Here is a 13,827-nt window from a genome sequence, read left to right as displayed (position 1 = left end):
GAGGGGCGATTCGTCCTCCGTTGTCAGTGCGCGCCGCTAGCCTCTCCGACATGGCCGCCCGTATCACCGATCCCGATCAGCTCAAGGAGCTCCTCGGCATCCCGTTCACCCCGGAGCAGACGGCCTGCATCACCGCGCCGCCCGCCCCGCAGGTGATCGTGGCGGGCGCGGGCTCGGGCAAGACGACGGTGATGGCGGCCCGCGTGGTCTGGCTGGTCGGCACCGGCCAGGTCGCCCCCGAACAGGTCCTCGGCCTCACCTTCACCAACAAGGCCGCCGGTGAACTCGCCGAGCGCGTCCGCAAGGCGCTCATCAAGGCGGGCGTCACCGACCCCGACGTCATCGACCCGGACAACCCCCCGGGCGAGCCCGTGATCTCCACCTACCACGCCTTCGCGGGCCGCCTGCTGGCCGACCACGGACTGCGCATCGGCCTCGAACCGACGTCCAGGCTGCTCGCTGACGCCACCCGCTACCAGCTGGCCGCGCGCGTGCTGCGCGAGGCCCCCGGCCCCTACCCGGCCCTGACCCGCTCCTTCGCCGACCTGGTCAGCGACCTCCTGACCCTCGACGCCGAACTCGCCGAGCACCTGGTCCGCCCCGAGCAGGTGCGAGCCCACGACGCCGAACTGCTGCTGACCCTCCAGGGCGCCAAGCTCACCAACGACGCCCTGCGGAAGGTCCCCGAGGCGGCCGCGGCCCGGCGTGAACTCGCCGATCTGGTGGTCCGCTACCGCGCCGCCAAACGCGAGCGCGACCTGCTGGACTTCGGCGACCAGATCGCCCTGTCCGCGCGGCTCGCTGGGATCTCCGAGGTGGGCCGCATCCTGCGCGACGAGTTCCGGGTGGTGCTCCTCGACGAGTACCAGGACACCTCGGTCGCCCAACGCGTCCTGCTGGCAGGCCTGTTCGGTGACGGCACCGGCCACCCGGTCACCGCCGTCGGTGACCCCTGCCAGGCCATCTACGGCTGGCGCGGTGCCTCCGTCGCCAACCTCGACGACTTCCCCGAGCACTTCGCCCACCCCGACGGGCGCCCGGCCACCCGCCAGGCGCTCAGCGAGAACCGCCGCAGCGGCGGCCGCCTCCTCGACCTCGCCAACGGCCTCGCCGAGCCCCTGCGCGCCATGCACGCGGGCGTGGAGGCCCTCCGCCCGGCCCCCGGCGCCGAACGCGACGGCATGGTGCGCTGCGCCCTCCTGTCCACCCACGCCGAGGAGATCGGCTGGCTTGCGGACTCCATCGCCCATCTCGTGCGGACCGGGAAGGCGCCCGGCGAGATCGCCGTCCTGTGCCGCACCGCGACCGACTTCGCGGAGATCCAGGGAGCGTTGGTCGAGAGGGACGTCCCGGTGGAGGTGGTGGGCCTCTCCGGCCTGCTGCACCTGCCCGAGGTCGCCGACCTCGTCGCCGTCTGCGAGGTCCTCCAGGACCCCGGCGCCAACGCCTCCCTGGTCCGCCTGCTGACCGGCCCGCGCTGGCGCATCGGCCCGCGCGACCTCGCCCTCCTCGGTCGGCGTGCCCGGCGTCTGGTGTCCCACGCGCGCGTGGAGGGCGACGAGGACCGCGACCGCCGGCTCGCCGAAGCCGTCGAGGGGGTCGACCCGGCCGAGGTGATATCGCTCGCGGACGCCCTGGAGACCTTCCTGGAGACGCCTCTCTTCGGTGACGACGAGGACGACGACGGGCTGCCCTTCTCGCCGGACGCGCGTGTGCGGTTCGCCCGCCTGGCCGCCGAACTGCGGGATCTGCGCCGCTCGCTCGCCGACCCCCTGATGGACGTCCTGCACCGCGTCCTCGCCGTCACCGGCCTGGAGGTCGAACTGTCGTCGTCCCCGCACGCGTTGGCCGCCCGCCGCCGCGAGACCCTGTCCAACTTCCTCGACATCGCCGCCGCCTTCGCGGCCGGCGACAACGAGGCGAGCCTGCTCGCGTTCCTTGCCTTCCTGCGCACCGCCGCCCAGTACGAGAAGGGCCTCGACAACGCCCTGCCGGGCGGCGAGAACACCGTCAAGGTGCTCACCGCGCACAAGTCCAAGGGCCTGGAGTGGGACGTCGTCGCCGTCCCCGGCCTGGTCACCGGAACCTTCCCGAGCAGCCAGGGGCGCGAGAAGTGGACCGCCCAGGGCAAGGTTTTGCCACACGCGCTCCGCGGCGACGCCGACACACTCCCCGACATCGCCTCCTGGGACTCCCGCGGCATGAAGGCCTTCCACGAGGCCATGAAGGACCACCAGCACACCGAGGAACTCCGCCTCGGCTACGTCACCTTCACCCGCCCCCGCTCCCTCCTCCTCGGCTCCGGCCACTGGTGGGGCCCCACGCAGAAGAAGCCCCGGGGGCCGTCCGACTTCCTCCAGGCCCTCCACGACCACTGCACCTCCGGCCACGGCGAGATCGAGGCCTGGGCCGACGAACCCGCCGAGGACGAGGAGAACCCGGCACTCCACAGCCAGACCGCCGACCAGGTCTGGCCCCTGCCCCTCGACGACCTGGCTCTGGCCCGACGCCGGGCGGCCGCCGAGACCGTCCTGGCCCACCTCGAACGGCTCGCCTCCCACACGGACGCCCACCCCGCCGCCGTACACGACCCGGACGCCTACGACGACCCCGAGTGGCCGCCACCGCCGGACGACGAGGAGCCGCCGTACGCCGAAGAGCCCTCCGCCGAGGACTGGGACACCTGGACGACGGACCGCCCGGCCGTCCCCCACCAGGCGGCGTCGCCGGAAACCCCCGCCGCTCCGGCCCGCCCCCACCCCACGGAACCCGAACCCGAGCCCCTCACCCCCGAGGAAGCCCGCACCGTCGACTCCTGGGACCGTGACCTCGACGCCCTCACCGGGGAACTCCTGCGCGCGCGGGAGGCAGTCACCGACGTGCCGCTGCCCGCGTCGCTCACCGCGTCCCAGGTGATCCTCCTGGCCTCGGACCCGGACGGGCTCGCGAAGGAGCTCGCGCGCCCCATGCCGCGCCCCCCGCAACCCGCCGCACGTCAGGGCACCCGGTTCCACGCCTGGGTCGAAGCCCGCTTCGAGGCGCTGACCCTGCCCATGCTGGAGCCGGACGACCTACCGGGCAGCGACGCCGAGATCGCCGACGAGCGCGACCTGGAAGCCCTCAAGGACGCCTTCGAGCGCACCGAGTACGCCCACCGCACCCCCTACCGCCTGGAGACGCCCTTCCAGCTCGCCATCGCGGGGCGCGTGGTCCGCGGCCGTATCGACGCCGTCTACCGGCACACGGACGGGGGCGAGACGACGTACGAGATCGTCGACTGGAAGACCAGTCGCACCCGCACCGCCGACCCCCTCCAGCTCGCCGTGTACCGGCTCGCGTGGGCCGAGCGGCAGGGTGTGCCTGTGGAATCGGTCACGGCCACGTTCCTTTACGTCCGCACCGGAGAGGTCGTACGACCCAGGAATCTGCCTGACAGAGCGGCCCTGGAGCGGCTGCTCACACGGGAACCGGGCGGGCTGGAGGACAGTTCCGCGCAAGCAAACTGTGAGGAACCGCCCAACGAGGATGTCGGTGCGGGCCGATAGGCTCATGACCATGAGCCATCCCGTTGACAGTGCCGTCAGCGCCGTCCGCACGTACATCGAGCAGCACCGCGCCGCCTTCCTCGACGACCTCGCCGAATGGCTGCGCATCCCGTCCGTCTCGGCCCAGCCCGACCACGGACCCGATGTCCGCCGCAGTGCCGACTGGCTCGCCGCCAGGCTCAAGGAGACCGGCTTTCCCACGGCCGAGGTCTGGGAGACCCCGGGTGCGCCCGCCGTCTTCGCCGAGTGGCCCGCCGAGGACCCCGCGGCGCCCACGATCCTTGTCTACGGCCACCACGACGTGCAGCCCGCGGCCCGCGAGGACGGCTGGGACAGCGACCCCTTCGAGCCGGTCGTCCTCGAGAACCGCCTCTACGCGCGCGGGGCGGCCGACGACAAGGGCCAGGTCTTCTTCCACACCCTCGGCGTCCGAGCGCACCTCGCCGCCACCGGCCGCACCGCACCCGCGGTGCATCTGAAGCTGCTGATCGAGGGCGAGGAGGAGTCCGGCTCCCCGCACTTCCGGGTTCTCGTCGAGGAGCACGCGGACAGGCTCGGCGCCGACGCCGTGATCGTCTCCGACACCGGCATGTGGTCCGAGGACACCCCCACCGTGTGCACCGGCATGCGGGGCCTCGCCGAGTGCGAGATCCGGCTGTACGGCCCCGACCAGGACATCCACTCCGGGTCCTTCGGCGGCGCCGTCCCCAACCCGGCCACGGCCGTCGCCCGCCTGGTCGCCGCCCTGCACGACGAGCACGCGCGCGTGGCGGTCCCCGGCTTCTACGACGGCATCGTCGAACTGACCGACCGCGAGCGGGAGCTCTTCGCCGAGCTGCCTTTCGACGAGGAGCAGTGGCTGCGCACCGCCAAGTCGCGTGCCACCCACGGCGAGGCCGGACACACCACCCTGGAGCGCGTCTGGGCCCGCCCCACCGCCGAGGTCAACGGCATCGGCGGTGGCTACCAGGGTCCCGGCAGCAAGACGATCGTCCCGTCCTCCGCGATGGTGAAGCTCTCCTTCCGGCTGGTGGCCGGCCAGGACCCCGACCACATCGAGAAGGCGGTCCGCGCCTGGGCCGCCGACCAGGTGCCCGCCGGGATCCGGCAGGAGATCACCTTCGGCGCGGCCACGCGCCCGTGCCTGACCCCGCTGGACCACCCGGCCCTGCAGTCCGTCGTACGGGCCATGGGCCGCGCTTTCGACAAGCCGGTCCGCTTCACCCGTGAGGGCGGTTCCGGCCCCGCCGCCGACCTCCAGGAAGTCCTCGGCGCGCCCGTGCTGTTCCTCGGCATCTCCGTCCCCTCCGACGGCTGGCACGCACCGAACGAGAAGGTCGAGCTCGACCTGCTCCTCAAGGGCGTCGAGACCTCCGCGTACCTGTGGGGTGATCTCGCCGAGCACTGGAGCCACGCCCCCTGACCACCGGCGCCGCCCGCGCCGCTCGCACTGCGAAGCCCCGCCGGGCCCGCTCGCCCCACGACATACGTCCCGCCGAAACAATCCGCTGCACCGGGGGAGTTGGAAGCACCCGTGACCACCTGGACCGACCACACCGCCGACCGTCCCATCTCGCTCACCGCTCCTGGTGGCATCGACCGCGCCGCGCACCACCGGCTCGACGAGGCCTGGCTCGCGGCGGCGTGGAGTCACCCCACGACCCGCTGCTTCGTGGTCTCCGGCGGCCAGGTCCTCATCGACGAGACGGCGGACGGCCGTACCGAACTCGTCATGACGCCGTCCTTCGAAGCCCCGCTCACCGAGGCCCACCGCTACTTCCTCGGCATCGACGAGGAGGGGGTGCGCTACTTCGCCCTCCAGAAGGACGCCCTGCCCGGCCGGATCGACCAGTCCGCTCGCCCTGCGGGCCTGCGCGAGGCCGGGCTGCTGCTGTCCGCACGCGACGTGGGGCTGATGGTGCACGCGGTCGGCCTGGAGAACTGGCAACGCACCCACCGCTTCTGCTCCCGCTGCGGCGAGCGCACGGTCATCGCCGCGGCCGGTCACATCCGCCGCTGCCAGGCCTGCGGCGCCGAGCACTACCCGCGCACCGACCCGGCCGTGATCATGGCTGTCACGGACGACCAGGACCGCATTCTGCTCGGCCGCCAGGTGCACTGGCCGGAGGGCCGCTTCTCGACCCTCGCCGGCTTCGTCGAGCCCGGCGAGTCCATCGAGCAGTCGGTGCGCCGCGAGGTCTTCGAGGAGGCCGGCATCACCGTCGGCCAGGTCGAGTACGTCGCCAGCCAGCCCTGGCCGTTCCCCTCCAGCCTGATGCTCGGCTTCATGGCCCGTGCGACCTCCACCGAGATCGACGTCGACGGCGACGAGATCCACGAGGCCCGCTGGTTCTCCCGCGACGAACTGGGCGCCGCCTTCGAGTCCGGTGAGGTCCTCCCGCCGTACGGCATCTCGATCGCGGCCCGGCTGATCGAGCTCTGGTACGGCAAGCCGCTGCCGACGAGGAGCTTCGTCTGACACAAGAAGGCGGTTCCTGAGCTGCCCCAGGAACCGCCCGTGTCTCGCAGCGCTTACGCGCCGATCTTCTGCTTGACCTGCGCCAGCGACGGGTTCGTCAGCGTAGAACCGTCTCCGAACAGCACAGTCGGAACCGTCTGGTTCCCGCCGTTCGCCTTCTCCACGAACGCCGCGGACGCCGGGTCCTGCTCGATGTTGATCTCGGTGTACGCGATGCCCTCGCGGTCCATCTGCTTCTTCAGCCGCTGGCAATAACCGCACCACGTGGTGCTGTACATCGTCACAGTGCCCTGCATGTCTCGCGCGCTCCTCTGGGGGCTCGGGGAAGAGGTCGTCCGATGACGGAACGTATGCGGGCGGGCCACCATTCCCGGCCGCGTGACGCCTGCCGCATTAGTACGACTGCGGCCGGCTGCCTGTGGACAACCGGCTCACCCGTCTCCGTCGACCTGGCAGCATGGCCGTGTGACAGCAGCAACGCACTCCACGCTCTTCCCCCGCGACCCCGACGGTTCCCCGTACGCGGCTTCGTCGGGTGGTGCCGACGCGGTGCTCGAAGGGCTCGACCCTGAGCAGCGCGAGGTCGCCACCGCCCTGCACGGGCCGGTGTGCGTGCTGGCGGGTGCGGGCACCGGCAAGACCCGGGCGATCACCCACCGCATCGCCTACGGGGTGCGGGCCGGAATCCTCCAGCCCTCCAGCGTGCTCGCCGTCACCTTCACCAACCGCGCCGCCGGAGAGATGCGCGGGCGACTGCGCCAGCTCGGCGCGGCGGGCGTCCAGGCGCGTACGTTCCACTCGGCCGCCCTGCGCCAGCTCCAGTACTTCTGGCCGAAAGCCGTCGGCGGCTCCCTGCCCCGGCTCGTCGACCGCAAGATCCAGCTCGTCGCCGACGCGGCCGCCGCCTGCCGCATCCGCCTCGACCGCGGCGAGCTGCGGGACGTCACCGGTGAGATCGAGTGGTCCAAGGTCACCCAGACCGTGCCCGCCGACTACGCCCTCGCAGCCGCGAAGGCCGGCCGCGAGACCCCCCGCGCCGCGGCCGAGATCGCCCAGCTCTACGCCGCCTACGAAGACCTCAAGCGCGACCGTGCCGTCATCGACTTCGAGGACGTGCTGCTGCTGACCGTCGCCATCCTCCAGGACCGGCACGACATCGCCGACCAGGTCCGTTCCCAGTACCAGCACTTCGTCGTCGACGAATACCAGGACGTCAGCCCCCTCCAGCAGCGCCTGCTGGAACTCTGGCTGGGGCAGCGGGACAACCTGTGCGTCGTCGGCGACGCCAGCCAGACCATCTACTCGTTCACAGGCGCAACTCCCGACCATCTGCTCGACTTCCGCACCCGCCACCCCGGCGCCACCGTCGTCAAGCTGGTCCGCGACTACCGCTCCACCCCCCAGGTCGTCCATCTCGCCAACGGCCTGCTCGCCCAGGCCAGCGGCCGCGCCGCCGACCACCGGCTGGAACTGATCTCCCAGCGCCGGCCGGGCCCCGAACCCGTCTACACCGAGTACACCGACGAGCCCGCCGAGGCCGAGGGCGCCGCCCGCCGCATCCGCGACCTCATCGACGCGGGCGTCCGGGCCAGCGAGATCGCCGTCCTGTTCCGCACCAACTCCCAGTCCGAGACCTACGAACAGGCCCTCGCCGACGCCGGAGTGCCCTACCAACTGCGCGGTGCCGAGCGGTTCTTCGACCGGCCCGAAGTGCGCAGGGCCATCGTCAACCTCCGGGGCGCGGCCCGCTTCGGCGGCAACGACTCGCGGCTCGACGAAGCAGTGGACCTCCCCTCCCAGGTGCGGGCCGTCCTCTCGGGCGAGGGCTGGACCACTGAACCGCCGGCCGGTTCCGGGGCCGTCAGAGAGCGCTGGGAGTCGCTGGCCGCCCTGGTGAACCTCGCGCAGGACTTCGCCGCCGCGAGAGCCGGCGCCACCCTGAACGACCTCGTGGCCGAGCTCGACGAACGGGCCAGTGCCCAGCACGCCCCGACCGTCGAGGGCGTCACCCTCGCCTCCCTGCACTCCGCCAAGGGCCTGGAGTGGGACGCCGTCTTCCTGGTCGGCGTCGCCGAGGGCATGATGCCGATCACCTACGCCAGGACGGACGAGCAGATCGAGGAGGAGCGCCGGCTCCTCTATGTCGGAGTCACCCGCGCACGGGAGCGCCTCCATGTCTCCTGGTCGCTCTCCCGTGCGCCCGGCGGCCGGCCCAACCGCCGTCCCAGCCGATTCCTGGACGGACTGCGCCCCGGCTCCACCGCCACCGTGGGGCGGGCCGCCGGGGGCGGCCCCGGCGGTGTCGAGCGCGGCTACACGACCCCCGCGGGCGCCGTCCCCCGACGCACCCAGCGCACCCCGGCGCGCTGCCGGGTCTGCGGGTGCACGCTCACCGACGCGGGCGAGATGAAGCTCATGCGTTGCGAGGACTGTCCCTCCGACATGGACGAGGGTCTCTACGAGCGATTGCGCGACTGGCGTGCCGTGCAGGCTCAGCGCAGCGGACAGCCCGCCTTCTGCGTCTTCACCGACAAGACCCTGATGGCGATCGCGGAGGCCGTCCCCGACGAGGAGCACGAGCTGGCGCGGATCCCAGGCGTCGGCATGCGCAAGCTCAACCGCTACGGAGCCGATGTCCTGGCCATCTGCGCAGGCCAAGAGGTCGCGGAAGAAGAGGACGAGGACTGATCCCAACTCGTCGAAAAAATAGTTTGCGCATGCCCCAGCAATCCCCATAGGTTCTTAGCCACGGGGACGGAGGCCTTCTCGGAGGCCCCGATTCCGTGTTCTACTTGCATATCCGTCGGACAGCGGCTCGCGCCGCGGTCCCCAGAGACGCCGAGAGGAGGCGATTGAAGTGATCAGCATCAACAGCAAGACCGTCAGCACCGCCAAAATGACCGATCTTTCGGTCGTCTCCACGTGCATGCTCGGCGTTTCGAACCTGGGCACCGGTGTGTCCGGCATTCCTGCCGTGCGTCCGGCGTCCTCCCTGTCTCTCGCGGGCCTTCCCGTCCGTGAGCGCAATGAGCGACCGACCAAGGCACTGGAAGCAGTAGTGGCACAGGCGAAGACCTATGCCTTTGCGGCGGCCGGTGCCGGATTCCGGAAGCAGACGACGCAGCACCACCAGATGTGGGCCTTCCGTGGGCCAGAACCCTGGAGTGATCCAGCCTGATCGACTCAGGCCGGCGCCTTCAGGGCCGCGGAACCCCATCCGGGATCCGCGGCCCTTCTGTTTTCCCCGAACCGGGAGAGCGGAGCGAAGGGGCCTCGGGACAAGAAAAGAACCCGGTACCAAGCCGACTACCGGCCCAACAGGGCCGGACCGACAGACGAGGAAGACGAACCGTGCAACTCGAAGCGCACGCCCCGTCCGTACCGCCTTCCGAAACGATCCCCCCGCCCGGCCCCACGGAGGACTCCACCTTGATCCCGCTCACTGCGCTCACCGCGCTCGACGACGCCATCGAGAACCTCGGCGTACCCGTCCCCTGCCGTTCCTACGACCCGGAGGTCTTCTTCGCCGAGTCGCCGGCCGACGTCGAGTACGCCAAGTCCCTCTGCCGTACCTGCCCGCTGATGGAGGCCTGCCTCGCCGGCGCCAAGGAGCGGCGTGAGCCCTGGGGCGTCTGGGGTGGCGAGCTGTTCGTCCAGGGCGTCGTCGTCGCCCGGAAGCGGCCGCGTGGCCGCCCGCGCAAGAACCCGGTCATGGCATGAACACCATCGCAGGAACGATCGACCGCCCCCTCACGAACGACCCCAAGAAGCAGGCCCCGATGAAGCCGTCCACCAGCGAGCCCGCAGGCTCCGCGATCCCAGACTTCACCACCACCGGCGCGATCGACTCGCGTCAGAACAGGACCCGCGAGATGCAACTCATCCCAGAAGCCCTGGCTCGTGCGCATATGCACGACCGGCTGCGTGAGGCCGAGCAGGAACGTCAGGCGATCCGCCTGGTGAACGCCCGCCGGATGCAGCGCCGGGCCGAGCGCGCCTCCAGGCGTGCCCGCCGCGCGCTCGCCATGGCCGTCATGCAGTAATCCGACCCGGTAGTACCCCGTGGGGGCCCGTCCGTGCGAACGGACCGGCCCCCACGGTGCGTTGTGCACGGCGAACCGTAGGCCCCGGCGTTATCGTCGGCGAGTGACGAGTCTTCCCGGAGACAGTGACAACCGCGACCTTGAGGCGGAGCCCCTCGTGTGCGCCCGCTGCGGTACACGGACCGAGGGCCCGCGGCCCACATGGACCTGCTCCGTGGAGAACGGCGTCCGCCAGTACTTCTGCGACACCTGCTCCCGGGAGAACCTCAGGGCCATCGAGGGAAGGCTCGACTCGGCCTGGTGGTAGACCGATCCGCGTCACGCCTCCGCGGCCGACTCCTCCTCGTCCCCGTCCCACTCCGGCACGAACCCCGGCAGCCACTCCTCCAGTTCCTCGCGCAGCCGGACCGTCGCGCCCAGCTGGCACAGCACGCCGATCGTGCTCAGCGTCACCCGGTGTATCAGGAGGTAGGCCGGCGGCAGGTTGAGCTGCTTGCCCAGCTGATGGGCGGGGGAGCGGGGATCGGCGATCCGGGCGGCCTGGCTGCGCATCCAGCCGCGGGTGAAGGTGAACTCGTCGACCTCGGCCGGTTCGATGATCGGCAGAAGGTAGTCGAGGACGGCGTCGGGATCCAGTTCGATGGACGCCTTGACGAAACCCTCCGCGCACAGGAGCTCGTAGACGGCCTCAGCCTCGCCGTCCAGCGTCATGCGCAGGGAGGTGCCGATGGTGTCCGGCAGCCCGCCCGAGAGCCGGTCGACCGTGCCGAAGTCCAGGACGCCCAGGCGCCAGTCGTCCTCGCCGTCGGGGCCGCCCGGCAGGAGGCGGAAGTTGCCGGGGTGCGGGTCCGCGTGCAGCAGGCCGGTGCGGGCAGGGCCGGAGAAGAGGAACCGGGCCAGGAGCTGCCCGGCGCGGTCACGCTGCTCCTGTGTGCCCTCGGAGATCACCTCCGACAGAGGGACGCCGTCGATCCACTCCGTGATCAGGACCTGGTCGCTCTGGTGGACCACCCCCGGCACCACGACGTCCGGATCGTCCGCGAACTCCTCGGCATGGGCCTGCTGGGCCTGCGCCTCCAGGCCGTAGTCGAGTTCCTCCGAGACCCGGTCGCGCAGTTCGGCGATGAGGGGCTTGATGTCGATGCCGGGGACGAGGGGCCCCAGCAGGCGGGCGAAGCGGCCCAGTTGGTTCAGGTCGGACAACAGGGCCTCGCCGGCTCCCGGGTACTGGACCTTGACGGCCACCTCACGCCCGTCGTGCCACACGGCCCGGTGCACCTGCCCGATCGACGCCGCCGCGGAGGGCTTGTCGTCGAACTCGGCGAACAGTTCCCGCCAGTCCTCGCCCAGACGCTCCCCCAGCACCGTGTGCACGGTGCGGGTCGGCATGGGGGGCGCGGCCTCCTGCAGTTTCGTCAGGGCCGCGCGATAGGGGCCGGCGACCTCCTCGGGGAGCGCCGATTCGAAGACGGACAGGGCCTGGCCGAACTTCATGGCACCGCCCTTGAGCTCGCCGAGCACCTTGAACAGCTGGTCGGCGGTGCGCTGTTGCAGCTCTCGGCCGACGATCTCCGCGGACTCGCCCACGATCCGCTTGCCGAGTCCCCAGGTGGCCCGTCCGGCGAAGCCGAGCGGGAGCGCGGCGAGCTTGGCGGTACGGGTGACCGCCTTCCGGGGAAGATCAGACATGCGCCCTCCAGGTCCCAGCCGGCCGTGGCGCGGTTGCCTTACGGGACAACTCCTACGACGACCGTTGCTCCGTCATTGTCTCGTGCGCATCCTCGTCCTTGGAGGTGTGTTCTCCCTTACCTTTCTCCGCGGCGCCGCACCGGCATGCGGGATGCGGCCAGACCGGCCGCGTGTGCCAGTTCAGGCCGGGAAGCGAGACCTCCCAGCGGGCGCCCGCGCTCGACGGGAGGCGACCGTCCAGGAAGGCGAGCGCGTGAGCGGCGGCCAAGCCCGCGACCGTGGTGGCCAGTGCCAGGTCACAGGGCCGCGCCTGGTGCGGTCGGCGCCCCGAGCGCCATTGGGCGACCAGCCGGGGCCAGGCCCGGTCCCGGTCGGTCCGGGTCTCATGCAGACAGCCGGCGCAGCCCGTCCCGCCCGGCAGCACGAAGGGGCCGACCACGCCCGTCGCCTCGACCACGCCCGCGTACAGATGGGGTGTCCCGGATTGGACCAGCGGTTCCGCGGTGGCCGGGGCGGGCGCGTGCACGTCGACGTCGTCCCGTGGGGCGAGGATCACCAGGGAGAAGCCGGGATCGTCCTCCCCGGCCGAGGCCCGGGAGGCGCGGCGCGGCAGGCGGCCGGGAGCCGCCGCGGACACCGCCCGGCGCGCGGCTGTGTCCCTGCGGTCTCCGACGGAGGTGGCGGGCAGCCCTCCCGGGGTCACGTCACCCGGTTCGACACGGCCGCAGTCCCGCACGTCGACCTCCCCGACCCCGGCACCCGAGAGCAGCGCGGCCAGCACCGAGCCCACCCGGCCCGCGCCCCTGACCTGCACGCGCAGCGCGCGGCGGGCGGCGAGAAGCCTGATCGCGTCACCCGGCTCGGACGTGGTCAGGGAAAGGGACTCCAGGTCGGGTGCCAACCGGTCGAGGACCTCTTTCTTCCCGCGCAGCGCGTCCGCGGCCGGTCCGCCGCCTCTCGCGTCGTCGACGAGCCCCGCCCGGGCCAGCCGCCCCACCAGCGTGTCGACATGGCCCTCCGGCAGATCCATACGGTGTCCCTCCTCCCGCAGCAGCGCGAGACCGCGCGTGCCGTTGATCAGGTCGAGGAAACTGCCCGTCGCCGTGTCCATCGGACCCAGCGTCAGCGCGTGCGCCGGGGTCATCCCGAACTGGACGGTGTTGAGATCGCGCCAGCCGCGCCGGAGCGCGGGCTTCACCAGCGGAACCATGGTGGGTGCGAGCGGAACCGAAGTTTGCATGACAGGCCCCCGTAGACCTCGTAGAACGTCCCCGTCCGCCGCCGGAGCCGGGCGATGGTCGGTCGCGGTTCCGGTGGCGATGCCAGCATGCCCGGACCCGGCCGTCACGTGCCGAAAGTTGTCCACAGGTGAGGGCTATTCGTCGTACAAATCAGACGCATGGTGGGCGATCGGAACCGAACCGTCCCGGAGTCGGGACTTCCCCCGTGTGCAGCGGGTAACGTCAGGGCGTGCCCGCCGACCCACTGCACAGCGCCGGAACGCCACAGCGCAGCACGACGAGCCAGCCGCCGAGCGGCTCGGGGGCGAGCGCGATCGAGGTGCGCAGGAGCAGCCGTCGCCGTCGGACGGTCTCCGCGTACCGCGAGGGCGATCGCACCGTCGTGCTCATCCCTGCCCGGATGTCCGAGGCCGAGGAGCAGCGCTGGGTGAGCGTCATGCTCGACAAGCTGGCCGCCCAGGAGAGCAAACGGGTCCTCGGTGACGCCGAGCTCTCCGAGCGGGCCCAGCGGCTGTCGGCCCAGTACTTCGACGGGCGGGCGCGGCCGGCCTCGGTCCGCTGGGTCACCAACCAGAACACGCGCTGGGGCTCGTGCACCCCGTCCGAGGGCAGCATCCGGTTGTCGCACCGGCTGCAGGGCATGCCGGAGTACGTCGTCGACTACGTCCTGCTCCATGAGCTCGCGCATCTGCTCGTGCCCGGCCACGGGCCGCGTTTCTGGCGGTTGCTGGAGGCCTATCCGCGCACCGAGCGGGCCAAGGGCTACCTCGAAGGCGTGGTTGCCGCGGAGCGGTTGCCGCATCCGCCGGCCACCCGCGGAGAGTGACCGC

The 13,827-nt window shown here is 71.6% G+C and carries 12 protein-coding genes; 9 read left to right on the top strand and 3 right to left on the bottom strand.

Annotated features, from left to right (window positions below; translation table 11 throughout):
• Positions 1-50 precede the first annotated feature (50 nt).
• From AB0D34_RS32385 to nudC, 3 genes are all read left to right on the top strand, one after another.
• Positions 51-3,545, top strand: coding sequence for an ATP-dependent DNA helicase (locus AB0D34_RS32385; protein WP_362667998.1), 3,495 nt, complete (start codon positions 51-53; stop codon positions 3,543-3,545).
• 4 nt (positions 3,546-3,549) lie between these two features.
• Positions 3,550-4,968 carry a dipeptidase gene (locus AB0D34_RS32380; RefSeq protein ID WP_362667996.1) on the top strand — a complete coding sequence of 473 codons (1,419 nt, stop codon included), beginning with the start codon at positions 3,550-3,552 and terminating at the stop codon, positions 4,966-4,968.
• A gap of 111 nt (positions 4,969-5,079) precedes the next feature.
• Positions 5,080-6,024 carry an NAD(+) diphosphatase gene (gene nudC / locus AB0D34_RS32375; RefSeq protein ID WP_362667993.1) on the top strand — a complete coding sequence of 315 codons (945 nt, stop codon included), beginning with the start codon at positions 5,080-5,082 and terminating at the stop codon, positions 6,022-6,024.
• A gap of 53 nt (positions 6,025-6,077) precedes the next feature.
• On the opposite strand, the gene AB0D34_RS32370 is transcribed toward nudC, so the two are convergent.
• A complete protein-coding gene (locus AB0D34_RS32370) occupies positions 6,078-6,320 on the bottom strand; it encodes a mycoredoxin (RefSeq protein WP_020136719.1) in 243 nt (80 codons plus the stop codon).
• Positions 6,321-6,489: 169 nt separating this feature from the next.
• On the opposite strand from AB0D34_RS32370, the gene AB0D34_RS32365 reads away from it, so the two are divergent.
• The 5 genes from AB0D34_RS32365 (at position 6,490) to AB0D34_RS32345 (ending at position 10,374) form a co-directional block, all read left to right on the top strand.
• Positions 6,490-8,712, top strand: coding sequence for an ATP-dependent DNA helicase UvrD2 (locus tag AB0D34_RS32365; protein WP_362667990.1), 2,223 nt, complete (start codon positions 6,490-6,492; stop codon positions 8,710-8,712).
• Positions 8,713-8,881: 169 nt separating this feature from the next.
• The gene (locus tag AB0D34_RS32360; protein ID WP_362667987.1) at positions 8,882-9,202 is read left to right on the top strand and encodes a hypothetical protein; all 321 of its coding nucleotides are present in this window, start codon (positions 8,882-8,884) and stop codon (positions 9,200-9,202) included.
• A 173-nt stretch (positions 9,203-9,375) separates the two neighbouring features.
• Positions 9,376-9,744, top strand: coding sequence for a WhiB family transcriptional regulator (locus tag AB0D34_RS32355; protein WP_362667985.1), 369 nt, complete (start codon positions 9,376-9,378; stop codon positions 9,742-9,744).
• Positions 9,741-10,067 (top strand): hypothetical protein, encoded by a 327-nt coding sequence (locus tag AB0D34_RS32350; RefSeq protein WP_362667983.1) that lies wholly within the window; start codon positions 9,741-9,743, stop codon positions 10,065-10,067. Before AB0D34_RS32355 ends, AB0D34_RS32350 begins: the two co-directional genes overlap by 4 nt.
• A gap of 103 nt (positions 10,068-10,170) precedes the next feature.
• Positions 10,171-10,374, top strand: coding sequence for a hypothetical protein (locus tag AB0D34_RS32345; protein WP_362667981.1), 204 nt, complete (start codon positions 10,171-10,173; stop codon positions 10,372-10,374).
• Between the two features lie 11 nt (positions 10,375-10,385).
• Here AB0D34_RS32345 and AB0D34_RS32340 read toward each other — a convergent pair whose 3' ends face one another.
• Together AB0D34_RS32340 and AB0D34_RS32335 are read right to left on the bottom strand one after the other, a co-directional pair.
• A complete protein-coding gene (locus tag AB0D34_RS32340; protein ID WP_362667978.1) occupies positions 10,386-11,756 on the bottom strand; it encodes an AarF/ABC1/UbiB kinase family protein in 1,371 nt (456 codons plus the stop codon).
• A gap of 52 nt (positions 11,757-11,808) precedes the next feature.
• Entirely contained in the window at positions 11,809-12,966 is a 1,158-nt protein-coding gene (locus tag AB0D34_RS32335) for a TOMM precursor leader peptide-binding protein (RefSeq protein ID WP_362668228.1), read from the bottom strand.
• 260 nt (positions 12,967-13,226) lie between these two features.
• On the opposite strand from AB0D34_RS32335, the gene AB0D34_RS32330 reads away from it, so the two are divergent.
• Positions 13,227-13,823 (top strand): M48 family metallopeptidase, encoded by a 597-nt coding sequence (locus AB0D34_RS32330; RefSeq protein WP_362667975.1) that lies wholly within the window; start codon positions 13,227-13,229, stop codon positions 13,821-13,823.
• Positions 13,824-13,827 lie beyond the last annotated feature (4 nt).

It is taken from the genome of Streptomyces sp. NPDC048420 (genome assembly GCF_040651535.1).
In the GTDB taxonomy this organism is placed as follows: domain Bacteria; phylum Actinomycetota; class Actinomycetes; order Streptomycetales; family Streptomycetaceae; genus Streptomyces.
The sequence above is the reverse complement of the archived record's forward strand: the minus strand, read 5'-3'. Positions and strand labels throughout refer to the sequence as shown.